This window comes from Sphingobium sp. LF-16 (genome assembly GCF_003711185.1).
GTDB classification, from domain to species: Bacteria; Pseudomonadota; Alphaproteobacteria; order Sphingomonadales; family Sphingomonadaceae; genus Sphingobium; species Sphingobium yanoikuyae_A.
Genome location: NZ_CP029335.1, coordinates 3847852 through 3869923 on the forward strand (window position 1 = coordinate 3847852; position 22072 = coordinate 3869923).

At 64.8% G+C, this 22072-nt stretch carries 23 protein-coding genes; 15 read left to right on the forward strand and 8 right to left on the reverse strand.

Annotation, left to right across the window (positions count from 1 at the left end; translation table 11 throughout):
* Window positions 1-32: 32 nt before the first annotated feature.
* Both ggt and DIZ22_RS18095 read right to left on the reverse strand, forming a co-directional pair.
* A complete protein-coding gene (gene ggt / locus DIZ22_RS18090) occupies window positions 33-1742 on the reverse strand; it encodes a gamma-glutamyltransferase (protein WP_048936792.1) in 1710 nt (569 codons plus the stop codon).
* A gap of 70 nt (window positions 1743-1812) precedes the next feature.
* Window positions 1813-2868 (reverse strand): quinone-dependent dihydroorotate dehydrogenase, encoded by a 1056-nt coding sequence (locus DIZ22_RS18095; RefSeq protein ID WP_048936791.1) that lies wholly within the window; start codon window positions 2866-2868, stop codon window positions 1813-1815.
* Window positions 2869-3213: 345 nt separating this feature from the next.
* Here DIZ22_RS18095 and DIZ22_RS18100 point away from each other — a divergent pair, with 345 nt between their 5' ends.
* The 12 genes from DIZ22_RS18100 (at window position 3214) to DIZ22_RS21965 (ending at window position 11721) form a co-directional block, all read left to right on the forward strand.
* On the forward strand, window positions 3214-4158 hold the full coding sequence (locus tag DIZ22_RS18100; RefSeq protein WP_122928491.1) for a helix-turn-helix domain-containing protein: 945 nt from the start codon (window positions 3214-3216) through the stop codon (window positions 4156-4158).
* Window positions 4159-4427: 269 nt separating this feature from the next.
* A complete protein-coding gene (locus DIZ22_RS18105; protein WP_004209390.1) occupies window positions 4428-4838 on the forward strand; it encodes an Rrf2 family transcriptional regulator in 411 nt (136 codons plus the stop codon).
* Window positions 4835-6319 (forward strand): Fe-S cluster assembly protein SufB, encoded by a 1485-nt coding sequence (gene sufB / locus DIZ22_RS18110; protein WP_004209391.1) that lies wholly within the window; start codon window positions 4835-4837, stop codon window positions 6317-6319. The genes DIZ22_RS18105 and sufB overlap by 4 nt, the downstream gene beginning before the upstream one ends.
* A 17-nt stretch (window positions 6320-6336) precedes the next feature.
* Window positions 6337-6615: a cytoplasmic protein gene (locus DIZ22_RS18115; protein ID WP_206364609.1), complete on the forward strand. Its 279-nt coding sequence runs from the start codon at window positions 6337-6339 to the stop codon at window positions 6613-6615.
* Between the two features lie 35 nt (window positions 6616-6650).
* Window positions 6651-7106, forward strand: coding sequence for a hypothetical protein (locus tag DIZ22_RS18120; protein ID WP_048936865.1), 456 nt, complete (start codon window positions 6651-6653; stop codon window positions 7104-7106).
* A 7-nt stretch (window positions 7107-7113) separates the two neighbouring features.
* Window positions 7114-7875, forward strand: a complete 762-nt coding sequence (gene sufC / locus DIZ22_RS18125; RefSeq protein ID WP_048936788.1) for a Fe-S cluster assembly ATPase SufC — start codon at window positions 7114-7116, stop codon at window positions 7873-7875.
* Window positions 7872-8624: a SufD family Fe-S cluster assembly protein gene (locus DIZ22_RS18130; RefSeq protein WP_048936787.1), complete on the forward strand. Its 753-nt coding sequence runs from the start codon at window positions 7872-7874 to the stop codon at window positions 8622-8624. The genes sufC and DIZ22_RS18130 overlap by 4 nt, the downstream gene beginning before the upstream one ends.
* The gene (locus tag DIZ22_RS18135) at window positions 8621-9826 is read left to right on the forward strand and encodes a cysteine desulfurase (RefSeq protein ID WP_122928494.1); all 1206 of its coding nucleotides are present in this window, start codon (window positions 8621-8623) and stop codon (window positions 9824-9826) included. The genes DIZ22_RS18130 and DIZ22_RS18135 overlap by 4 nt, the downstream gene beginning before the upstream one ends.
* On the forward strand, window positions 9823-10284 hold the full coding sequence (locus DIZ22_RS18140; protein ID WP_010335502.1) for an SUF system Fe-S cluster assembly protein: 462 nt from the start codon (window positions 9823-9825) through the stop codon (window positions 10282-10284). Before DIZ22_RS18135 ends, DIZ22_RS18140 begins: the two co-directional genes overlap by 4 nt.
* Entirely contained in the window at window positions 10284-10646 is a 363-nt protein-coding gene (locus DIZ22_RS18145) for an iron-sulfur cluster assembly accessory protein (protein WP_017503694.1), read from the forward strand. The genes DIZ22_RS18140 and DIZ22_RS18145 overlap by 1 nt, the downstream gene beginning before the upstream one ends.
* A 23-nt stretch (window positions 10647-10669) precedes the next feature.
* Window positions 10670-11485 carry an SDR family NAD(P)-dependent oxidoreductase gene (locus DIZ22_RS18150; protein ID WP_122928496.1) on the forward strand — a complete coding sequence of 272 codons (816 nt, stop codon included), beginning with the start codon at window positions 10670-10672 and terminating at the stop codon, window positions 11483-11485.
* 77 nt (window positions 11486-11562) lie between these two features.
* Window positions 11563-11721, forward strand: a complete 159-nt coding sequence (locus DIZ22_RS21965; RefSeq protein WP_004209402.1) for a hypothetical protein — start codon at window positions 11563-11565, stop codon at window positions 11719-11721.
* A gap of 64 nt (window positions 11722-11785) precedes the next feature.
* Here the strand turns inward: DIZ22_RS21965 and DIZ22_RS18155 are convergent, their stop codons facing one another.
* Both DIZ22_RS18155 and DIZ22_RS18160 read right to left on the reverse strand, forming a co-directional pair.
* The gene (locus DIZ22_RS18155) at window positions 11786-12721 is read right to left on the reverse strand and encodes an EamA family transporter (RefSeq protein ID WP_234415689.1); all 936 of its coding nucleotides are present in this window, start codon (window positions 12719-12721) and stop codon (window positions 11786-11788) included.
* Complete coding sequence (locus tag DIZ22_RS18160; RefSeq protein ID WP_048936784.1) at window positions 12711-13736, reverse strand: beta-eliminating lyase-related protein; 1026 nt, start codon at window positions 13734-13736, stop codon at window positions 12711-12713. The genes DIZ22_RS18155 and DIZ22_RS18160 overlap by 11 nt, the downstream gene beginning before the upstream one ends.
* Before the next feature lie 154 nt (window positions 13737-13890).
* Here DIZ22_RS18160 and DIZ22_RS18165 point away from each other — a divergent pair, with 154 nt between their 5' ends.
* Complete coding sequence (locus DIZ22_RS18165; protein ID WP_004209406.1) at window positions 13891-14982, forward strand: branched-chain amino acid aminotransferase; 1092 nt, start codon at window positions 13891-13893, stop codon at window positions 14980-14982.
* A gap of 100 nt (window positions 14983-15082) precedes the next feature.
* Complete coding sequence (locus DIZ22_RS18170) at window positions 15083-16291, forward strand: UbiH/UbiF/VisC/COQ6 family ubiquinone biosynthesis hydroxylase (protein ID WP_122928499.1); 1209 nt, start codon at window positions 15083-15085, stop codon at window positions 16289-16291.
* A 33-nt stretch (window positions 16292-16324) separates the two neighbouring features.
* Here the strand turns inward: DIZ22_RS18170 and DIZ22_RS18175 are convergent, their stop codons facing one another.
* Both DIZ22_RS18175 and acs read right to left on the reverse strand, forming a co-directional pair.
* A complete protein-coding gene (locus DIZ22_RS18175) occupies window positions 16325-16837 on the reverse strand; it encodes a cytochrome b (RefSeq protein WP_048936782.1) in 513 nt (170 codons plus the stop codon).
* Window positions 16838-16955: 118 nt separating this feature from the next.
* Complete coding sequence (gene acs, locus DIZ22_RS18180; protein ID WP_017502732.1) at window positions 16956-18899, reverse strand: acetate--CoA ligase; 1944 nt, start codon at window positions 18897-18899, stop codon at window positions 16956-16958.
* A gap of 152 nt (window positions 18900-19051) precedes the next feature.
* On the opposite strand from acs, the gene DIZ22_RS18185 reads away from it, so the two are divergent.
* Window positions 19052-19723 carry a glutathione S-transferase family protein gene (locus DIZ22_RS18185; protein WP_004209410.1) on the forward strand — a complete coding sequence of 224 codons (672 nt, stop codon included), beginning with the start codon at window positions 19052-19054 and terminating at the stop codon, window positions 19721-19723.
* Window positions 19724-19744: 21 nt separating this feature from the next.
* On the opposite strand, the gene DIZ22_RS18190 is transcribed toward DIZ22_RS18185, so the two are convergent.
* Both DIZ22_RS18190 and DIZ22_RS18195 read right to left on the reverse strand, forming a co-directional pair.
* Entirely contained in the window at window positions 19745-20902 is a 1158-nt protein-coding gene (locus DIZ22_RS18190; RefSeq protein WP_048936781.1) for a GGDEF domain-containing protein, read from the reverse strand.
* Between the two features lie 92 nt (window positions 20903-20994).
* Window positions 20995-21879: a LysR substrate-binding domain-containing protein gene (locus DIZ22_RS18195; protein ID WP_004209412.1), complete on the reverse strand. Its 885-nt coding sequence runs from the start codon at window positions 21877-21879 to the stop codon at window positions 20995-20997.
* Window positions 21880-22072: the final 193 nt, after the last annotated feature.

Here is a 22072-nt window from a genome sequence, read left to right on the forward strand (position 1 = left end):
GCGCGACGCTGCGCTCGCCATGATTGCCTGCCTTATTCCTGCAGCGATACGCCGGGGCTGCGCGGGTCGGCGGCGCCGATCCAGTGGCCGTCGGCGGTCCGCTCGGCGGCATTGGCCTTGAGGCCCAGGCGCGAGATGGTGACGCGGTGGCCCAGTTTTTCCAGCGGTCCCTTCATCGCTTCCAGCGACGTGCCCTGTTCCAGCACCAGCCCGTCACCATTGAAGAATTCCAGCCCCAGCGCGATCGAATCCTGCGCCGACAGGCCCCAGTCGAAATGGGCGATCAGCGCCTTGGCGACCTGCATGATGATGGTCTTGCCGCCGGCGGCGCCGACGGTGAAGATCGGCATGCCCTTGTCGTCATAGACGATCGTCGGCGACATCGACGATAGCGGTCGCTTGCCCGGTTCCACCCGGTTGGCGACCGGCGCGCCATTTTTCTCGGGCGTGAAGCTGAAATCGGTCAGCTCATTGTTCAGCACCACGCCATTGGCGACCAGCTGGCTGCCGAAGAAGCTCTCGATCGTCGACGTCCAGGCGGCGATGTCGCCATTGCGGTCCACCGCGACGAAATGGCTGGTGCCGCTTTCCGGCTGGGGCAGGGCGCTGGTGCGCGGCTGCGCCCCGGCGGGCAGGCCGGGCTTATAGGAATTGAGCGCCTTGTTCAGCCGGATCTCGCCCGACCGCTGCTTCAAATAAGCGGGATCGATCAGCCCGGCGATCGGCACATGGACGAATTCGGGGTCACCCAGCCAGGTGTCACGGTCGGCATAGGCCAGCTGCATCGCTTCGCCGATGACGTGCCAGGAGCGCGGATCATCCTTGCCCCACTGCGCCAGCGGGAAGCGCTCGACCATGCCCAGCACCTGCAGCACGGTGATGCCGCCGGCCGACGCCGGGCCCATGCCGCACACCGTATAGACGCGATAGTGGCCGCATACCGGCTTGCGCTCCTTGACCTGGTAATTGGCCAGATCGTCGGTCGTCATCGGCACCGGATTGCGGGGCGCATTGGTGACCGCCTTGGCGATCGCCTGCGCATTCTCGCCCAGATAGAAGGCGTCCGGCCCTTCCGCCGCGATCCGCTTGAACAGGGCGGCGAGCGGCGGGTTCTTCAGCGTCGTGCCGACCGCCGGCAACTGCCCGTCGATCCAGTAATAGCTGCGGATCTCGGGGAAATCGGCCCAGATATTCTGCAACGCCTTCAGCGCCGTGGCGGTGCGCTCGCCCAGCTGGAAGCCATCGTCGGCCAGCCGGATCGCGGGCTGGAACAGGTCGGCCCAGGGCAGCTTGCCCCATTTCTTGTGGGCTTCCCACGCCATGCGCAGATTGCCAGGCACGCCGACCGAATAGCCGCCCGGCCAGGCCTGGACGAAGGGCAGGGGCTTGCCGTCGGCGCCCATGAAGCGGTCGGGCCGGGCAGCGGCCGGCGCGGTCTCGCGCCCGTCGATCGATTCCAGCACGCCGCTCGCGCCATCATGATGCATCAGGAAGCCGCCGCCGCCGATGCCACTGTTGTGCGGCTCGACCACATTCAGCGCCAGCATCATCGCGATCGCCGCGTCGGTGGCGCTGCCGCCCTTGCGCAATATTTCCTGCCCTGCCGCGGCCGCGCGCGGATCGGCGGCGGACACGGTGGCATTTAACGCCACCGGCTCGCGCGCCAGTACGGTCGCGGGCGCCAGGGCAAGGGGGGCAATCAGGGCGAAGGGGGCCAGCAGGCCGGTCAGGCGGGAGGTCATGGCCGGCACCCTAAAGCTCGCATTTCGTTTCGCAACCCGTCTTGTTTCGATCATGTCCGGGAAGGACGGATCAGGCGTCGATCCCCACCACGTCGCCGATATGCCGCACGCCATCGTGCGCCATCAGCGCCTTCAGGCCATCATTGATCCGCCTGGCGAGATAGGGGCCTTCATAGACCAGCGCGCTATAGACCTGCACCAGCGAGGCGCCGGCACGGATGCGGGCATAGGCCTGCTCCGCATTGGCGATGCCGCCGACGCCGATCAGCGGCAACCGGTCGCCCAGCAGCCGGCGGAAATCCTTGAGCTTGCCTAGCGACAGGTCGGTCAGCGGCGCGCCCGACAGGCCGCCGGTCTCGCTCGCATGGGGCGATTGCAGCGCCGGGCGGGTGATGGTGGTGTTCGACACGATCAGCGCGTCGATCCGATGGTCGATGCAGGCGGCGGCAATATCCTCGATATCGGCCGGCTCCAGATCGGGGGCGACCTTCAGGAAGATCGGCGGGCCACCTTCGGGCCGTGCCGCCATCACCGCGCCCAGCAGATCGTCCAGCGCTGCCCGGCCCTGCAGCGCGCGCAGCCCCGGCGTATTGGGCGAGGAGATATTGACGGTCAGATAATCGGCCAGCGGCGCCATGCAGGTAACGCCGGTGGCATAATCGGCATTGGCGCGCCCGGCGGCCGTCGCTTCCTTGTTCGCGCCGATATTGATGCCGATCACCGGACCCTCACCCACCGGCCGGCGATAGCGGGCGATGCGGTCGGCGGCGGCGCCCTGGCCGCCATTGTTGAAGCCGAAGCGATTGATAACGGCCCGGTCCTCGACCAGCCGGAACAGGCGCGGCTGGGGATTGCCCGGCTGTGCCAGCGGGGTCAGCGTGCCCAGTTCGGCAAAGCCGAAGCCCAGCCCATGCATCTTGTGCGCGACCCGGCCATCCTTGTCATAGCCCGCCGCCAGACCCACCGGATTGGGAAAGGCGATGCCCGCCACCGTCTGCGCCAGCATCGGGTCGGCCTTCAGCGGTGCCGGGGTCGGCATCATCCGCAGCAGCGCGATCGACAGATTATGGGCGCGCTCGGCATCGAGCGCGAAGAAGAAGAGCGGACGGATCAGGCGATAGGACATGGCCGCGCTATGCCAGCGGTGCCTGCGCAGGTCGAGTCGTGTTGCGTTATTGCAACAACATATTCCCTTGCGTCATTTCATGACAGAAAACGTCATGAATGCGATCCTTTTCGGTCGTCAGATGTCCGATCTGTCCAATAATCTTCCACCGATTCGGGCTTAAAGCCGTCTTGCGACCCGAAGGCTCTAGGCCATTTTGGCTGATGAGACCTTTTCCTGACCCGGCAGTGAAAGCTGCCGGGTCATTTTTTTGTTGCAACGCTGTGGCGAAAAATCGTCATGGTGACGTCATGGCTCTTGCACGGTCGTTGGCCGCGCTCATAATGCCGCCACTGGGGTGAAACTATGGGGCCGCAACATTGGGATCTGCCGCTGAGTGCGGCGCGGGGGGTGGTGCCGGATAATCGCGGGCCATTGTCCTATTCGGTGGATGCCGAACAGGGCCCGGTCCGCTTGCGCTATTTCACCCCGCCGGAAAAGGTCCGACCCTATTTCGGCTCGCTCTACATATTTTCCGTGGCGGCAGACCATTATGCCGACGTCACCCGCGCCGATGTCGCGCAGTTGCGGCTGATGCTGCGGGGCGATGGGCGCTATCATTTCCAGGATGGATCGGTGCAGCGGCCCCCCGTCGTCGGCCTGATCGGCCCCACGCAGGGCGCGACCCGCTTCGAACTGGATGCGCCGACCCGGCTGCTGGGCGTGTCGCTGCTGCCGGCCGGCTGGCTGGCGCTGCATGGCGGCGACGCCGACAAGCTGGCTGATGGCCTGTGCGATCTGGCGGCGGAGCGGGATGACGGCTTTCTCGACCTGCTCGCCCAGTTGCAGCGCATGGAGGATGGCGACGCCATGGCCGCGCTCACCTGGTCCTTCCTCGCCGAACGGATCAAGCCGCTGCCCGAAGCGACCTGGGCGATCCTGCGGGCGATCGACAGCTGGCTGATCGGCGAAGGATCGCCGCGGATCGAGGTGCTCAGCGAAATGACCGAATTGTCGCCGCGCCAACTCGCCCGCATCACCAACAAACTCTATGGCGCCCCGCCCAAGCTGCTCGCCCGCAAATATCGTGCCCTGCGCTGCAGCGCGCGGATCGCGCTCGACCATGAAAGCTGGCAGGCCCTGTGCGACGATGGCAGCTTCTACGACCAGTCGCATTTCATCCGCGAGATCAAGCATTTCATCGGCATGACCCCGCACCAGCTTCAGACCGAGCCGACCGCCGTGGTCCAGCTCACTCTGCTCCGCCGCACACTGGGCGGCGATGTCGCGGTGCTCAACCGGCTGAGTTGATCGCTATTTGGAATGCGCCTTTGGCGTATCTGTACCGGCCTTCAAACGAGGCACGCGACTCGTTTGAACCCCACCCGGCCGCCCATCAGGGTATCATGTCTGGGCGGCCGGGTGGGGGTGTGGGCTGGTGCGGCTCTGAAAATGCGCTCTTTCGCGCATTTTCCAAACAGACTCCCAAGGTAGGAAAAATGCCTTGATTCCGGGGGCGAGTGGGACCACATGCCCAATCGGATTGATTCGATCCGATTTGAGAATGGTTCGCAACACGCATGAAATTATCGAGCTTTGCCGATTATGCCGTCGTGCTGATGTCTGCCGCCGCCCGCCACTGCGGTGCGGCCAAGATGAACGCGACCACGCTCAGCGCCGAAACCGGCATCCCGCTGCCCACCGCGCAGAAGCTGGTGAGCCGGCTGTCGGCGGCGGGTCTGCTCGAATCGAGCCGGGGCACCGGTGGCGGCGTGCGTCTGTCGCGCCCGCCCGCGACGATCACCCTGGCGGACGTGGTGGAGGCGGTCGAAGGCCCCATCGCCATGACCGCATGCAGCGAACAGGGGGCGCATGACTGCAATCTGGAACAGGATTGCCGCATCCGTCCGCACATGAATCTGGCGAACAACGCGATCCGCGAAGCGCTCGCGAACGTGACCATCGCCAGCCTGACACGAGAAATGGCATGACTGAAGAAGTGAGCACCGTCCGTAATCAGGAAGCGCTGGAGGCCGCCGAGCGCGCCTCCACCTATGAGCATGGCTGGTCGTCGGCGATCGAGCAGGATTTTGCGCCCAAGGGCCTGAACGAGGATACGGTCCGCTTCATCTCGGCCAAGAAGAACGAGCCGCAATGGTTGCTCGACTGGCGCCTGAAGGCCTTCGCCATGTGGCAGAAGATGGAAGCGCCGGACTGGGCCAAGCTCAACGTCCCGCCGATCGACTATCAGGACGCCTATTATTACGCCGAACCCAAGAAGAAGGTGGAGCTGGATTCGCTGGATCAGGTCGATCCCGAGATTCTTGCCACCTATCAAAAGCTGGGCATTCCCATCGCCGAGCAGGAAATGCTCGCCGGCGTGAAGGGCAGCCGCAAGATCGCGGTCGACGCCGTGTTTGACTCGGTCTCGGTTGCCACCACCTTCCGCAAGGAGCTGGAGGAAGCGGGCGTCATCTTCCGCTCGATCAGCGAAGCGGTGCGCGAATTTCCCGACCTCGTAAAGAAGTGGCTGGGCAAGGTCGTGCCGATGCACGACAATTATTTTGCTACCCTGAACTGCGCGGTCTTCTCCGACGGCACCTTCGTCTACATCCCCAAGGGCGTTCGCTGCCCGATGGAGCTGTCGACCTATTTCCGCATCAATGCGGAAAATACCGGCCAGTTCGAGCGCACGCTGATCGTCGCGGATGATGGCGCCTATGTCTCCTATCTCGAAGGCTGCACCGCGCCGATGCGCGATGAGAATCAGCTCCACGCCGCCGTGGTGGAACTGGTCGCGCTCGACGATGCGGAGATCAAGTATAGCACCGTCCAGAACTGGTATCCCGGTGACGAGAATGGCAAGGGCGGCATCTATAATTTCGTGACCAAGCGCGCGCTCTGCCAAGGTCGCAATAGCAAGGTCAGCTGGACCCAGGTGGAAACCGGGTCCGCCATCACCTGGAAATATCCGTCCTGCGTGCTGAACGGCGAGAATAGCGTCGGCGAATTCTACTCGGTCGCGCTTACCAACAATCTGCAGCAGGCCGACACCGGCACCAAGATGATCCACAATGGCAAGGGCAGCCGCTCGACCATCGTGTCGAAGGGCATCTCGGCCGGCCGCTCCAACAACACCTATCGCGGCCTCGTGCGCGTCGCGCCGGGTGCGGAGGGCGTGCGCAACTTCACCCAATGCGACAGCCTGCTGCTAGGCGACCAGTGTGGCGCCCACACCGTGCCCTATATCGAGGTGCGCAATCCCAGCGCCCAGATCGAGCATGAGGCGACCACCAGCAAGATCAGCGACGACCAGCTCTTCTACGCGATGCAGCGCGGCCTGGATCAGGAAAGCGCGGTCAGCCTGATCGTCAACGGCTTCGCCAAGGAAGTGCTGCAGCAACTGCCGATGGAATTCGCTGTCGAGGCGCAGAAGTTGCTGGGCATCAGCCTGGAAGGCAGCGTGGGGTGACAGGGGCGTCGGATGCAGTGGCTGCCCGGCTTGCTGAGCTAAAGCGACAGGGTGGAGCCGAGGTGGAGGCGCATGTTCATAGCGCTAATCATCGGCAGGAGCTGGAAGCCAGTAATGTGGCTGGTTGCTTTTACTGCTGCACCAATTTCCCTGCTGCCCGGATAGATGATTGGGTGGATGATGGCGGCACAGCCATGTGTCCGGAATGCGGTATTGATTCTGTGATCGGCGATGCCTCCGGTTTCCCCGTTTCGGATGAAGCATTTCTCAAGCGGATGCATAGCATCTGGTTTTGACGATCGATGAATTTGAGATTTTGAAGGACGGACAATTGAGCGACGAAGACGATATCCAGGATGCCCTCGCCGATTTCGCGGAGGATGTCGGCAATGGCCAGGCATGGACCGCCGCGATCCGCATCCTGACCGAGGATTATGAGCTGGAAGACGGCGAGTTGCAGACCCGCGCCGTCAAGGATTTCGGCGATCTCGACGCCTATCAGACCGAATGCCGCGATGCGCTGGAGAAGGGCGACGTCGCCATGACCGAGAAGCTGCGCACCGACAAGGCCTTCCACAAGGCGAAGGCACCCAACCTTGCCCGCATGGGCCCGGTCAGCGAATTCGTCGTCGCGCTGCTGGAAAAGGGCGCGCCCGAACCGGACGCCGACTGGTGGCCCTATATGCCGATCAAGCGCCATATCGACACGCTCTTCCCCGCGCCGGGCGACGTGCGCGACATGGCCTTCTGGACCGCGCGGACGCTCCAGCGCGCGCACAAGGACTAAAGACAAGATGCTGACGATCGACAATCTCACCAACGAAATCGACGGCAAGGCGATCCTCAAGGGCCTGTCGCTCCAGATCAATGCGGGCGAAATCCACGCGATCATGGGGCCGAACGGCGCCGGCAAGTCGACCCTCGCCTACACGCTGGGTGGCCGTCCGAACTATGACGTGACCGGCGGCACCGCGACCTTCGAGGGTGAAGACCTATTCGCCATGGACCCGCATGAGCGCGCCGCTGCCGGGCTTTTTCTGGGCTTCCAATATCCGGTCGAGATCCCCGGCGTTTCCAACCTGCAGTTCCTGCGCGAAAGCCTCAATTCGCAGCGCCGCGCGCGCGGCGAGAAGGAGCTGAACGGCGGCGAATTCATCAAGCTGGCCAAGGAAAAGGCCGGGCTGCTGGGCCTCGACATGGAAATGCTCAAGCGCCCGGTGAATGTCGGCTTTTCCGGCGGTGAGAAGAAGCGCGCCGAAATGGTGCAGATGGGGATCCTCGATCCCAAGCTCGCGATCCTCGACGAAACCGACTCGGGCCTCGACATCGACGCGCTCAAGACCGTCGGCGCGGGCATCAACGCGATCATGCGCAAGCCCGACAAGGCGGTGCTGCTGATCACCCATTATCAGCGCCTGCTCGACTATGTGAAGCCGGACTTCGTCCATGTTCTGGCCGCCGGCCGGATCGTCAAGTCGGGCGGCCCGGAACTGGCGCTGCAGCTCGAAAGCGAAGGCTATTCAGAAGTGCTTGGGGCCGAGGTGACCGCGGCGTGACCCTGCTTGCTCTCCCCACGCGCAAGGATGAAGCCTGGCGTTACAGCGATCTTGACGCACTCGCCGCTGCCTGGCCGGTGCCGGCCGCGACCCGGATCACGGTGGCGGAGGGCGAAAGCGCGCATGGCCATCTGCTGCAGGAGGCGGCCGATGGCGCGACCGCTGTGCATGACTATGTCATTGATATCGCGGACGGTGCCCGGTTCGATTTCCATCTGCTCAACATCGGCGGCAAGCTTGGACGTGTCACTTTCGCTGTCACGCTTGGCAAGGGCAGCCATTTCGAGCTGAACGGCGCGATCATCGGCGGTGGCGAGCAGACGCTGGAGATCATCACCAGCGTCACCCATGCCCAGCCCGACGCGACCAGCGGCCAGACCGTCCGCTCGATCCTGGGCAGCCATGCCACCGGCAATTATCTGGGCAGCATCAATGTCGCCCGCGATGCCCAGCGCACCGACGCTTTCCAGTCGATCAAGGCGATGCTGCTGGACCGCACCGCCACGGCGAACGCCAAGCCGGAACTGGAAATCTATGCCGACGACGTGAAATGCGCCCATGGCGCGACCGTCGGCGAACTGGACAAGCAGGCGCTCTTCTACATGGCCTCGCGCGGCATGGACCCGGCGACCGCCAAGACGCTGCTGCTCAAGGGCTTCGTTGCCGGCGTGTTCGACGATGTCGCGCAGGACGATCTGCGCGAACAGTTCGAGGCGGCGGCGCTCGTCAAGCTGGAGACGCTGGTATGACCGATCTCGCCCAAGGCTTGCGCCTGCGGGACGATTTCCCCGGTGTCGGCGACTGGCATTATCTCGACAGCGCCGCCACCGCGCAGAAGCCGACGGCCGTGATCGACGCGATCGCCCGTGCCTATGGCCCGGACTATGCCACCGTGCATCGCGGCGTCTATGAACGCTCGGCCAATATGACGCTCGCCTATGAGGCCGCCCGGCGCAAGGTCGCCGGCTTCATCGGCGCCGCGTCGGACAGCGAGATCGTCTATGTCCGCGGCGCGACCGAGGGCATCAACCTGGTCGCCCAATGCTGGGCTGGCACGCAGTTGAAGGCCGGCGACCGCATCCTGCTGTCGACCCTCGAACATCACAGCAATATCGTCCCCTGGCAGATCGTCGCCGAAAAGGTCGGCGCCCAGATCGACGTGGTGCCGCTGACGGATGATGGCCGGATCGATCTCGACGCGATGCGCGCAATGATCACGCCGCAGCACCGCATGGTCGCGCTCGCCCATGTGTCGAATGTGCTCGGCAGCGTGCTCGATTGCCGCCGCGCTGCCGACATCGCCCATATGGTCGGCGCCAAGATCCTGATCGACGGTTGCCAGGCGGTCCCCCGCCTCGCCGTCGATGTTCAGGCGCTCGATTGCGACTTCTACGTCTTCTCCGCGCACAAGCTTTACGGCCCGACCGGCATCGGCGTGCTGTGGGGCCGCAAGGAACTGCTCGACTCCATGCCCCCCTATCAGGGCGGCGGATCGATGATCGACAAGGTGACGTTCGAAAAGACCACCTATGCCCCCGCGCCGACCCGGTTCGAGGCAGGCACGCCGCATATCGTCGGCGTCGTCGGCCTGTCCGCTGCGATCGATTATGTGCAGGGCATCGGCCTCGACACCATCCACGCCCATGAATGCGCCATGGTGGCCAAGGCCCGCACCGCGATCGGCCAGATCAACAGTGTGCGCGTCTTTGGCCCCGAAGATTCGGCCGGCATCCTTTCTTTCGAGGTGGAGGGGGTGCATCCGCACGATGTCGGCACCATATTGGACGAAACGGGTGTCGCGATCCGCGCCGGCCATCATTGCGCCCAGCCGCTGATGCGGCATTTGGGCGTCGAGGCGACCGCACGGGCCAGTTTCGGCATCTATAGCGACGACAGCGACGTGGATGCGCTGGTCAAGGGCATTGAACGGGTAAGGAAGATCTTCGGATGACCGAGGAAAAGAAGTTCATGGTGGAAGAAGTCGACGCGGTGGAAACCCCGCCCAAGGCGCGCGTGGAAGAGGCGGAGGCGGCTCCGCGCCAGCGCGACTATCTCGACGGTTTCCTGGCGCAAAAGCCCAGCGAAGTCGCGGCCGGTGAGCCGGGCGGCGATCTCTATGACGGCATCATCGATGCGCTGAAGGAAATCTTCGACCCCGAAATCCCGGTCAACATCTATGACCTCGGCCTCATCTACGGCGTTGACGTCACCAGCGACGGCCATGCCGTCGTCACCATGACGCTGACCACGCCGCATTGCCCGGTCGCCGAATCCATGCCTGGCGAAGTCGAACTGCGCGTCGGCGCGGTGCCCGGCGTCGGCGATGTCGAGGTGAACCTGGTCTGGGATCCGCCATGGGATCCGGGCAAGATGTCGGACGAAGCCAAGCTCGAACTGGGAATGCTCTGATGACCGAGACGACCACCAAGACTCGCGCCCGCCCCGCGGCCGTCATGCTGACGCCCAGCGCCGAAGGCCGCATCGCCGAGCTGATGGCGCAGGCGCCCGAAGGCGCGATCGGGGTCAAGCTGTCGACCCCCAAGCGCGGCTGCTCGGGCCTTGCCTATTCGGTCGACTATGTCACCGAAGAAGCCAAGTTCGACGAGAAGATCGAGACCCCCGGCGGTGTCCTTTACATTGACGGTGCCTCGGTCCTCTATCTCATCGGTTCGACCATGAACTGGGTCGAGGATGATTTCACCGCCGGCTTCGTCTTTGCCAATCCCAACGCCAAGGGCAGCTGCGGCTGCGGCGAGAGCTTCACGGTCTGATACCAGTTCAGGGGAGGGCGCCGATGCTGCACATGCTGATCCTCGGCATGGGCTATAGCGCCTCCCGCCTCGCCGCGCGGCTGCGCGCCGAGGGCTGGCAGGTCACCGGCGTCCGCCGCAGCGCCGATGCCCAGGCGATCGCCTTCGACGATGAACCCGCCGTTCGCGCCGCGATTGCCGGCGCCACCCATATCCTCTCCTCCGTCCCGCCCGAGGGCGAGGATGACCCCGTCCTCACCCGCTATGGCGCCGCGATCGCCGCCGCGCCGGCGCTCTGGGTCGGCTATCTTTCCTCGACCGGCGTCTATGGCGATGCGGCCGGCGCCTGGGTCGACGAGGCAAGCCCTGTGGGGCAGGGGCGCCGCACCGCCCGCGCCCGCGCCGATCTCGACTGGGGTGCCTTGCGGCCCGATGTCCGTCGCTTCCGCCTGCCCGGCATCTATGGTCCCGGCCGCTCCGCGCTCGATCGCGTCCGGGCCGGCAAGGCGCACCGTGTCGCCCTGCCCGGACAGGTGTTCAGCCGCGTCCATGTCGACGATATCGTCGGCGGCATCATCGCCGCCTTTGACGGCCCGCCCGGTGCCTATAATCTGGCCGACGACCGGCCCTGCGCCCAGAATGACGTGATCGCCACCGCCTGCGAACTGCTGGGCCAGCCGCTACCGCCGCTGCTGTCGCTGGAACAGGCCGACCTCTCGCCCCAGGCGCTGGCCTTCTATGCCGAAAACCGCCGTGTCGCCAATGGCCGGGCGCGTCGGCTGCTTGATTGGAAACCTCTTTACCCCACCTATGTCGAAGGTCTAAGGGCCTGTCTTGTGGAAGAAAATCAGCCTTGCTGATCGGTTCGTCGCATGGTTTACGCCCCGTTAACCAGCGTGCGCCGAAAGCGGGATTACCGCATCAACAAGGGTGTGTCATGACCAGCATCGACAAGACTGTTTCCACGCTCGGTGACCGCATCAACGCCATGTCCGTGCCCGATCGCGCGGCCCCCGCGCCGGAATCGCTCAGCAGCCTGATCGCCCGCCTCAACATGGCCAAGCTGCGCTACCAGCCCGGCGGCGTCAGGCTCTAGAATCATAGAATAGAGCCTGATTCACGCCATCGGTGAAAGCGCGAAGCGCTTCCACCGATGGCGATCAGGCTCTGGTCTTGGCCCGCAGCGCGATCACCATCCCGGCGATCGCCAGCAGCGCGCCCGGCACGGCCAGCCCGCTCCAGCGATAGCCCTCCACCACCGTGGAGATCAGCATCGCGATCACCGGGATTAGTACGCTGGTATAGGCGGCCCGACCCGCGCCCATGCGCTGGATCAGTCCGAAATAGAGCGGGAAGGTGACGACCGATCCCGCCAGCGCCAGCCAGCCTATGCCCAGCAGATAGCCGATCCGCGGCTCGATCACCGGTGGCCCGGTGGTGATCCAGGCAAAGGCGGCGTCGATTCCCGCGCCGATCAGCATCGCCCAGGCCAGCACCGCGATCATCGGCAGCCGGCGGGCGATCTCCATGCCCTGCATCACATTGGCGGTCGATGCGCTCATCAGTCCGGCACAGGCAAAGGCTGCGCCCAGCACCACCTTGTCCGGGTCGATCCCGGCAAAGCGATATTCATGCACCAGCATCATGGCGATGCCGGCCGTCGCGATCACCGACCCGCCGATGAAGGCCCGGCTGACCGGCTGGCGATGGAAGATCCAGGCCAGGATGCTGTTGGGGATCAGCAGCATCGCATAGACCACCGCCACCACGCCGGACGTCAGATAGACTTCGGCGCGATAGACGAAGTTGAAATTGAGCACGAACTGCGCCGTGCCGAGCAATGCGGCAAAGACCAGGCCGCTCCGCCCGATATTGAGCGACACGCCGCGCATCCGCGCGAACGCGGCCATCGCAAGGCCCGCCAGCAGGAAGCGATAGCAGACCGACCAGCTGGCCGGCACGCTGCCCAACTGGTCGCGGATCACGATCCAGGTCGAACTCCAGATCAGGGTGACGAGTATGAAGGGCAGGGCGATGCCGCCCCGCTCCATCCCGCCCCGCTCCATCCCGCGCCGTGCCCTGTCGTCAGGCGTCATGATGCCCCAATGCCCGGATCGCGGCGGCCAGCGGCGCGACGCTCTGCGCATCCTGGGACCAGTTGGTCACCAGCCGCGCTGCACCTTCGCCCCAGTCATAGAAATCGAAGCCCTGCGCGCGCAGCGTCGCCGCTTCCGCCGGGGTCAGCCAGACGAACAGCTCATTGGCCTCCACCGGGTGCATCAGCCGCCCGGCCGCGGCCTGCGCCAGCGCCTGCGCTGCGCCATTGGCGGCGCGGGCATTGTCCAGCCACAGCCCGTCCTCGACCATCGCCAATATCTGCGCGGCGAGGTAGCGCCCCTTGGAAAAGAGATGGCCCGCCCGCTTGCGCCAGCGCGCCGCTTCCGCTGCCCGCGCCTCGCGTTCGGGGCCGAAGAACAGAAGCGCCTCGCCCACCATGCCGCCATTCTTGACGCAGCCGAAGGAAAGGATGTCGATCCCCGCCCGCCAGGTGACATCGGCCGGCGCGCAGCCCAGATGCGCCACCGCATTGGCAAAGCGCGCGCCGTCCATGTGGAAGCCCAGCCCATGGGCCTTGGCGATCTCGCCCAGCGCCGCGACCTCGTCCGGCGTATAGACCATGCCATATTCGGTCGCATTGGTGATGCTGATCGCCCGTGCCGGCACCTGATGCACGTCGGGGCGGATCGCCTTGAGCCTTGCCTCCACGACATCGGGCAACAGCTTGGCGCCGACGCCGGGCAGCGCCATCAGGCTGGCGCCATGGGTGTAGAAGCCCGGCGCGCCGCATTCGTCGACCACGATATGCGCTTCCTCATGGCAGATCACCCCGCCATAGGGCGGGCACAGGCAGGCGAGCGCGATGCTGTTGGCCGCCGTGCCGGTAGCGATCCATTGCGCCTTCACCGGCGTTTCGAACAGGTCGGAAAAGGCGCCGTCCAGCCGCGCGCTCCACGCGTCGCCGTCATAGCCATGGTCGGCATGGTCCGCGCCGGCGATGGCGGCCATCACCTGAGGGCAGATCGGGGTGGCATTGTCCGAAAAGAAGTGCATGGCGCATGCGATACAGGGCGCGCGCTGGGACGGGAAGAGGCCAGCGACAGCGCCTTGGCTCTTTATTCCAAAATTGGTCAGTATATATGACCAATTGTTTCGCGGGGCCGGATGTGACATAGGCGCCCCCGTCCAACGCATAAGGAGACTCACCATGGACGTCGAACAGAAGTCGCGCTTTACCGTTACCCCCAGCAGCAAGGCTGTGGCGGCGGACGCGCGCGCGGTACTTCTGGAGGATCCGGGCTTCGGCCGGCTCTTCACCGACCATATGGTCACCATCCGCTATACCGAGGGGCAGGGCTGGCACAGCCACAGCGTCGGTCCGCGCGAGCCGTTCCAGCTCGATCCGGCCTGCGCCGTGCTCCATTATGCCCAGGAAATCTTCGAAGGGATGAAGGCCTATCGCCTGGCCGACGGCAGCGTCGCCATGTTCCGGCCGGAGGAAAATGCCCGTCGCTTCGCCGAGTCCGCCGAACGCATGGCGATGCCGGCGATCCCGGAAGACATGTTCCTCGAAGCGGTCGAGCAGCTGGTGAAGATTGACGCGGACTGGATCCCGTCGGGTGAGGGCAGCCTCTATCTGCGCCCCTTCCTGTTCGCCAGCGAAGCCTTCCTGGGTGTGCGCCCGTCGAACGAATATATTTTCTGCGTCATCGCCTCGCCCGCCGGCGCCTATTTCAAGGGCGGCAAGAAGGCCGTGACCCTGTGGGTGTCGGAACATTATACCCGCGCCGCGCGCGGCGGCACGGGCGCTGCCAAGTGCGGCGGCAACTATGCCGCTTCGCTGGTCGCGCAGAAGGAAGCGATCAAGCATGGTTGCGACCAGGTCGTCTTCCTCGACGCCGCCGAGAATAAGTGGGTCGAGGAACTGGGCGGCATGAACGTCTTCTTCGTCATGGATGACGGCTCGATCGTCACCCCGCCGCTGACCGGCACCATCCTGCCCGGCATCACCCGCAACTCGATCATCAGCCTCGCCCGCGCCAAGGGGCATGAGGTGCGCGAGGAGCCATACAGCTTCGCCCAGTGGCGTGCCGACGCCGCCAGCGGCAAGCTGCGCGAGGCATTCGCCTGCGGCACCGCTGCGGTCGTCACGGCGATTGGCACGGTCAAGAGCACCGACGGCGATTTCACCGTCGGCAATGGCGATGGCGGCCTGGTCACCGAAAGCCTGCGCGCCGAACTGACCGGCATCCAGCGCGGCAGCGTGGCCGATCCGGCCGGCTGGGTCCGCACTCTTTGATCTAGAGCCGCTCACCTGAGACAATTTGTCGCCCCCGCTTTCACCCCGAAAGCGGGGGCGATGCTTTTCAAAGCGCTCGCAAGCGCCTAGACAGATGCCCATGCAACGCTTCGACGTCGTCATTCTTGGTGGGGGCCTGGTTGGCCTCACCCTGGGCATCGCTCTTTCGCGCCATGGCGTGCAATGCGCCGTGATCGATCCGGCCGACCCCGTGCAGGCCACGGCCGCCGGTTTTGATGGCCGTGTCTCGGCGATCAGCTCGACCAGCCATGCCATGCTTCAGGCGATCGGCGTTGGCGCGCATCTGGAGGGCAAGGGCTGCCCGATCGACCGTATCTGGGTCAGCGACGGGCTGGAGCCGGGCGCGCTCGATTTCGTGCCGGACGCGGATGATGGCGTGATGGGGACGATGTTCCCCAATCGCGACCTGCGCGTCGCGCTGGCGCAGACCGCCGCCGAGGTCGAAAACCTCACCATCTTCCAGCCCGATCGCGCCGTCCATGTCGATCGCAATGCTGATGGCGTCACCCTGACGCTGCAAAGCGGTGCGACGATCCACGGCGCATTGCTGGTCGCGGCGGAAGGGCGCAACAGCCCCACGCGCGAGGCGGCGGGCATCAATACCACCCGCTGGCAATATAAGCACACCGCCATGGTCACCGCGATCGACCATGAGGTGCCGCACGCCAACACCGCCTATGAAATCTTCTATGTCGGCGGTCCGCTCGCGCTGCTGCCGATGCTGCCGGGCACCCGATCCGCCGTGGTGTGGACCGTGCCCACCGATCAGGCGCCGGCGATGCTCAAGCTGTCGGAACGCGCCTGGCTCGCCGAAATGCAGAAGCGCATCGGCGGCTTCCTGGGCGAGATCAGCCTGGCCGGCCCGCGCTCCTCCTATCCGCTCGGCTTCCATCATGCCGCGCGCATCACCGACACCCGCCTCGCGCTGGTCGGCGACAGCGCCCATGCCATCCACCCGATCGCCGGACAGGGCCTCAATCTCGGCTTCCGCGATGTGGCGGCGCTGGTCGAAGTCTTGGTCGAAGGCATGCGCCTCGGCCTCGATCCGGGCGATGCGCAGCTGCTTGCCCGCTATCAGCGCTGGCGCGGCCTCGACACGATGATGACCAGCGTCGCGATGGATGGCTTGGTCCGCCTGTTCGACATTCCCGGCAAGCTGCCCTCGCTGGTCCGCCGCGCCGGTCTTGCCGCCGTGCAGCGCACCAGCCTGCTCAAGAACCGCTTCATGGCCGAAGCCCGCGGCCAGTCCGGCGCCCTCCCGCGCCTGCTCGCCGGCGAGATGGTGTAATATTCCTCCCCGTGCCGGGGAGGAATGGGTCAATCACAGCATCCGCCGCAATACCCCGTCCTTCAGCATGAAATGGTGGCGCAGCGCCGCCAATATGTGGACGATGATGAGCGCGCTCCACAGCCAGGGGATCAGCTCGTGCGCCTCGTGCGATATGCCGACGATCGCATCGCCCTTGGCCACGCCGAATTTCGGCACGTCGAACAGGAAGAACCAGTTCAAGGGCCGCTCGCCCGCCGACGACATGATCCAGCCGGACAGCGGCACGATCAGCATGAAGGCGTAGAAGGCGAAATGGGTGAGGTTGGCGGCCAGCTTCTCCCAGCCCGGCATCGCGGCCGGCAGCGCCGGCGGCTTGTGCCCCAGCCGCCAGACGATGCGCAGGATCGTCAATGCCAATACGGTCAGACCGATCGACTTGTGGACCGGCATCACCTTCCATTCCTTGGGCAGGCTGTCATGGGTAAAGCCCAGCCACAGATTGACCAGGATCAGGATCGCGATGATCCAGTGCAACAGGCGGGCGACGGACGTGTAACGGGCCATGGGCTGCTCCTTTTACGGAAGTCTCGCCTGGGCCCTGCGCGCGCTACCCCGCCCGCACGGCCCAGCTATGTCGAAAGGATACGCACGGTGGCGATAAGGTCCTTATCCGGCGTGTCTTTTATCCCTGACGATTGGCGACCAGATTATCCACAACCGACGGATCGGCAAGTGTACTAACGTCCCCCAGCGCCTGCGCTGACACTTCGCCCTCGGCGATCTTGCGCAGGATGCGGCGCATGATCTTGCCCGAACGCGTCTTGGGCAGGCCGGGCGCGAACTGGATCGCATCGGGCGTGGCGATCGGGCCGATCTCGGTCCGCACCCATTTCACCAGATCCTTGCGCAAATCGTCGCTCGGCTCCTCATTCGCGTTCAGCGTCACATAGGCATAGATGCCCTGGCCCTTGATGTCGTGCGGGAAGCCGACCACCGCGGCCTCGGCGACGCTTTCATGCAGCACCAGCGCGCTCTCGACCTCGGCCGTGCCCATGCGATGGCCCGACACGTTGATGACATCGTCGACCCGGCCGGTGATCCAGTAATAGCCGTCGGCGTCGCGCCGCGCGCCGTCGCCGGTGGTATATTTGCCGGGGAAGGTGGTGAAATAGGTCTGGAAGAAGCGGTCATGGTCGCCCCACACCGTGCGCATCTGGCCCGGCCAGCTGCCCGCGATCACCAGATTGCCTTCGGTCGCACCCTCCTGCACCGTGCCATCGCCATCCAATATCTGAGGAATGACGCCGGGCATCGGCAGGGTGGCGCTGCCGGGCTTCAGGTCGGTGGCGCCAGGCATCGGCGCGATCATCGCGCCGCCGGTCTCGGTCTGCCACCAGGTGTCGATGATCGGACAACGGCCTTCGCCGATCACGCTATGATACCAGCGCCAGGCTTCCGGATTGATCGGCTCGCCGACCGTACCCAGCACGCGCAGCGAGGCGCGGCTGGTCGAATGCACATAATCGTCGCCCTCCTTCATCAGCGCGCGCAGCGCCGTGGGCGCGGTGAAGATGGTGTGGACCTGATGCTTGTCGACCACTTCCCAGATGCGCGCCGGGGTCGGCCAGTTGGGCACGCCCTCATACATCAGGGTCGTCGCGCCGTTCGCCAGCGGGCCGTAGACGATATAGCTGTGGCCCGTGACCCAGCCGATGTCGGCGGCGCACCACCAGATGTCGCCGGGCCGATAGTCGAAGCACAGTTCATGGGTGAGGCTGGCCCACAGCAGATAGCCGCCGCTCGTATGCAGCACGCCCTTGGGCTTGCCGGTCGAGCCGGAGGTGTAGAGGATGAACAGCGGGTCTTCCGCATTCATCGGTTCGGGCGGGCAGTCGACCGATACCTGCGCCGCGGCTTCATGCAGCCAGATGTCGCGCCCCTCCCGCATCTGCACCGCGCCACCGGTCGCCTGCACGACGATCACCTTGTTGACGCAGGGTGCTTCGGCCAGTGCGGCGTCGACATTGGCCTTGAGCGGCACGGTCTTGCCGGCCCGGCGCCCTTCGTCGGCGGTGATGACGATGGTCGAATCGCAATCGACCAGACGCCCGGCCAACGCCTCGGGCGAAAAGCCGCCGAACACGACGCTGTGGATCGCGCCGATCCGCGCGCAGGCGAGCAGGGCAAAGGCCGCCTCGGGGATCATCGGCATATAGACGGTGATCCGGTCGCCCTTCCGCGCGCCCGCGTCCTTTAGCACATTGGCAAGGCGGCAGACTTCCTCATGCACCTGCTTGTAGGTGTAGCGGCGCACATCGGCGTCCGGGCTGTCGGGTTCCCAGATGATCGCGACCTGGTCGCCGCGCTCGGCCAGATGCCGGTCGATGCAGTTGGCGCTGACGTTCAGTTCACCGTCGGCGAACCATTTCACGCCGAAATCCGCCTCGTGGAAGCTGCTTTCGTCGGCCTTGGTCGGCGGCGTGATCCAGTCCAGCCGCTGCGCCCGCTCCAGCCAATAGGCGTCGGCGTCCTCGATCGAGCGTGCATAATCGGCCGCGCGGCCTTCCCGGTCCAACAGGGCCTGGGCGGCCCATTGGGAGGGAACCGGGAAGAAATCGTCAGACATCCAGCTATCCTTTCCTGTGCGCTAAATTCCATGCGCTTGCAGCAGGTTGTAGGAGGCGCGCAGCACGACTTAAAGGGGCGATGCGCGTTTCGCCGCGTTTCTGTGTTTTTGCGCCTTTCCCGGCGCGCGGCCCCGGCCTAACAGAAGATCATATGTGGCAACTTTTCCAATTCCCGCTCTGTCCCTTCTCCCGCAAGGTCCGTCTGCTGCTTGGCGAGAAAGGCATCGGCTATGATCTGGTGCGCGAATCTCCCTGGGAAATGCGCGACGAGTTTCTGGATCTCAATCCGGCCGGCACCACCCCGGTGGTCGTCGATCAGGAAAAGGGCGTCACGCTGATCGACAGCCAGGCGATCTGCGAATATTTCGAGGAAACGGTCGAAAAATTCCCGCTCATCTCCGGCACGGCTGCCGGGCGCGCGGAAGTGCGGCGCCTGACCGCCTTTTTCGACCAGAATTTCTACGGCGATGTCGTCGGCCCGCTGCTGCATGAGCGGATGAAGAAGCGGCTGATCGAGCGCGTCTCGCCCGACGCCCGCGTCCTGCGCGAAGCGATGCGCCGGGCCAACGTCCATATGGACTATATGGACTATCTGCTCGACCATCGCAGTTGGATGGCCGGCGGTACGCTCAGCCTCGCCGATATCGCGGCGGCGGCGCATCTGTCGGTGGCGGATTATCTGGGCGGCATCGACTGGGCCGGGCATGAGCCGGTCAAGCGCTGGTATGCCGGCTTCAAGTCACGCCCCTCCTTCCGTCCGCTCCTGTCCGAACGGATGGAAGTCATCACCCCGCCGACCCATTATGAAAAGCCCGATTTCTAAAGGGCACGGGCACGAAGCGGCCTAGTCCGCTTCGGCCGCCAGATAGACGCGGTTGCGGCCATGTTCCTTGGCCAGGTAGAGCGCCCGGTCGGCGGCCTTCAGCGCCGCGCGCGGGTCGTCATAGGCCAGGACATTGGCGACGCCGGCGGAAAAGCTCACCCGCTCCATCCGCTCGCCATTGGTGCGGTTGACCAGGCTGCGATTGGCCAGATCCTCGCGCACCGCATCGACCGCCTCACAGGTCTCGGCCGCCGTCTTGCCGCGAAACAGCATGACGAACTCCTCGCCGCCATGGCGAGCGACATGGCAGCGGTCATCGGACGCTTTGGCCAGCAGCCCGGCGACGAATTTCAGCACCCGGTCGCCGGTCTCATGGCCATGGGTATCGTTGACCAGCTTGAAATGGTCGATGTCGCAGAAGGCGACCGACAATTGCTCGTCGCCTTCCTTCGCCAGCTTCAGTTCCTCGCGCAGCACGCCCTCGAAGGCGCGGCGATTGGGCAGACCGGTCAGATGGTCATGCTCGGCCGCGCGACGCGCGGTCTCCAGGCTCGATTTCAGCGCCTGGGTCTGCTTCTGGTTCTCGCGCAGCTGGGTTTCGACCTGGCGGGTCTTTTCCACCATCGACCGGGTCAGGCTGACCAGCCGTGCCAGGATCGGCTCATTGTCGGCGCCGGCGGCCAGGCCCTTGGCCTGTTCCTGCAATGCCGCGCCATAATCCTTGGCCGAATTGCGGGATTCGGTCATCAGCCCGGTAAATTCGTCCAGATTTTCCTCGACCTTGTCGAGCATGGAGGCGAGCGCGTCGGGCGTCACCTCGTCCGAGCGCTGGCTGGCGGCGAGCGATTCCATCCAGGCGTTGCTGATCTTGCCGCGCTCCATCAGCACTGCCTGCACCGCCTTTTCCACGCCGATGCTGGCGCCGGTCAGATAGTCGAGCGCGACGCCGAAATTAAGCGGCGTCAGGTCCAGATCATGGGCGAATAGAAATTCGCCGATCTCCTCATAGAGACGTCGGCGGCGATTAATCTCGCGGCTGGCCGCACTGCCGGCGCGCGCGCGCGGTTCGCTCTCCACCTGCGGTTCGTCCGGCTTGCCGGACAGGCCACGGGCCCAGCGGGAAAGGCGGTCGGTCAGCCCATGGTGCGAGCCGGCGGTGGATGTGGTTGATCCAGTCATGCCGCTTATAACGGAGGCGCCCGATCAAGGTTAAGGGAGCGCTCGGCAAAAGTCGCAGGGATTTCAATCCATGCCGCTTTTTCTACGTGGATTCAGATATTTGCCGCCACCAGCCAATCGCGGAAGATGCGCACCGACCGGGTCTGCAACGCGCGCGGGCGACAGACGAAATAATAGCGATAGGGGCTGTCGCAGCGTATATTGGGGAACAGCCGGATCAGGCGGGGGTCGCCCGACTGTTCGAAATGGCTGGCATGCATGACCGCCACGCCCAGTCCCTGGGCGGCGGCTTCCAGCATCAGCTGCCCCGAATCATAATTGTCGATCGCCAACGGCTGCAGGTCGGGAATGCCCGCCACGTCCTTCCACGCGTCGAAGGAAAGGGCCATGTCGCGATGCAGCAGGATCGTCTGCTGCGCCAGTTCGCTGGGCGATGCCAGCGCATTGGGGCCCTCCACCATTTCGCGCCGGCCGATCAGATAGACCTGCTCATGGTCCAGCTCATAGGCATAGAGCGCCGGGTCGATATCCTTGCTGGCCAGCACGATCGCCGCGTCCAGCCCTTCGCCCAGCCGCGCGACCGCATGGGGTGTCGTCTCGATGTCGATATGCAATTGCGGATGCTGCTGGCGCAGCCGGCCCAGATGCGGGAACAGGCGCTGCGTCGCGAACAGCGGCATCACCGCCAGGCGCAGGCGCAACTGGTTGCCGCCGCTCTGGATATTCTCCAGGGCCTGGCTGAGCGAATCCAGCGCCGGGGCGATGTCGTCGAGCAGCCGCTGGCCTTCGGAATTGATCTCCAGCGCCTGATGCTTGCGGTCGAACAGCGGGCGTCCGATGAACCGCTCCAGCGCTTGGACGCGACGGCTGAGTGCCGGCGTCGACAGGGCGAGTTCTTCGGCAGCCGCCTTGACCGAGCCAAGACGGGCAACCTGAACAAAGGCCTCCAGGGCCGTAAGAGGCGGCAATCTGCGCATAATCGTCAAATTCTATAAGCCGGTCCGCTGCGTCGCATCATCTGTCATTATCGAACGGCGCGCTTCCCCGGTTCAAGCATCCTGACCTGCAATGAGCAGGAAAACGCGGCAAATGGCAAGATGCAAAAATTGCAACCACCCGATTCTTTTCGCACTTGCAAAATGACCTGCTGCAGCGCACATAGGAAAGGCC

Excerpts from the sequence above, each read along its gene's own strand:
- ggt (WP_048936792.1), bottom strand. The coding sequence starts at position 1,742 with ATGACCTCCCGCCTGACCGGCCTGCTGGCCCCCTTCGCCCTGATTGCC.
- DIZ22_RS18095 (WP_048936791.1), bottom strand. The coding sequence starts at position 2,868 with ATGTCCTATCGCCTGATCCGTCCGCTCTTCTTCTTCGCGCTCGATGCC.
- DIZ22_RS18100 (WP_122928491.1), top strand. The coding sequence starts at position 3,214 with ATGGGGCCGCAACATTGGGATCTGCCGCTGAGTGCGGCGCGGGGGGTG.
- DIZ22_RS18105 (WP_004209390.1), top strand. The coding sequence starts at position 4,428 with ATGAAATTATCGAGCTTTGCCGATTATGCCGTCGTGCTGATGTCTGCC.
- sufB (WP_004209391.1), top strand. The coding sequence starts at position 4,835 with ATGACTGAAGAAGTGAGCACCGTCCGTAATCAGGAAGCGCTGGAGGCC.
- sufC (WP_048936788.1), top strand. The coding sequence starts at position 7,114 with ATGCTGACGATCGACAATCTCACCAACGAAATCGACGGCAAGGCGATC.
- DIZ22_RS18135 (WP_122928494.1), top strand. The coding sequence starts at position 8,621 with ATGACCGATCTCGCCCAAGGCTTGCGCCTGCGGGACGATTTCCCCGGT.
- DIZ22_RS18140 (WP_010335502.1), top strand. The coding sequence starts at position 9,823 with ATGACCGAGGAAAAGAAGTTCATGGTGGAAGAAGTCGACGCGGTGGAA.
- DIZ22_RS18145 (WP_017503694.1), top strand. The coding sequence starts at position 10,284 with ATGACCGAGACGACCACCAAGACTCGCGCCCGCCCCGCGGCCGTCATG.
- DIZ22_RS18150 (WP_122928496.1), top strand. The coding sequence starts at position 10,670 with ATGCTGCACATGCTGATCCTCGGCATGGGCTATAGCGCCTCCCGCCTC.
- DIZ22_RS21965 (WP_004209402.1), top strand. The coding sequence starts at position 11,563 with ATGACCAGCATCGACAAGACTGTTTCCACGCTCGGTGACCGCATCAAC.
- DIZ22_RS18155 (WP_234415689.1), bottom strand. The coding sequence starts at position 12,721 with ATGACGCCTGACGACAGGGCACGGCGCGGGATGGAGCGGGGCGGGATG.
- DIZ22_RS18160 (WP_048936784.1), bottom strand. The coding sequence starts at position 13,736 with ATGCACTTCTTTTCGGACAATGCCACCCCGATCTGCCCTCAGGTGATG.
- DIZ22_RS18165 (WP_004209406.1), top strand. The coding sequence starts at position 13,891 with ATGGACGTCGAACAGAAGTCGCGCTTTACCGTTACCCCCAGCAGCAAG.
- DIZ22_RS18170 (WP_122928499.1), top strand. The coding sequence starts at position 15,083 with ATGCAACGCTTCGACGTCGTCATTCTTGGTGGGGGCCTGGTTGGCCTC.
- DIZ22_RS18175 (WP_048936782.1), bottom strand. The coding sequence starts at position 16,837 with ATGGCCCGTTACACGTCCGTCGCCCGCCTGTTGCACTGGATCATCGCG.
- acs (WP_017502732.1), bottom strand. The coding sequence starts at position 18,899 with ATGTCTGACGATTTCTTCCCGGTTCCCTCCCAATGGGCCGCCCAGGCC.
- DIZ22_RS18185 (WP_004209410.1), top strand. The coding sequence starts at position 19,052 with ATGTGGCAACTTTTCCAATTCCCGCTCTGTCCCTTCTCCCGCAAGGTC.
- DIZ22_RS18190 (WP_048936781.1), bottom strand. The coding sequence starts at position 20,902 with ATGACTGGATCAACCACATCCACCGCCGGCTCGCACCATGGGCTGACC.
- DIZ22_RS18195 (WP_004209412.1), bottom strand. The coding sequence starts at position 21,879 with ATGCGCAGATTGCCGCCTCTTACGGCCCTGGAGGCCTTTGTTCAGGTT.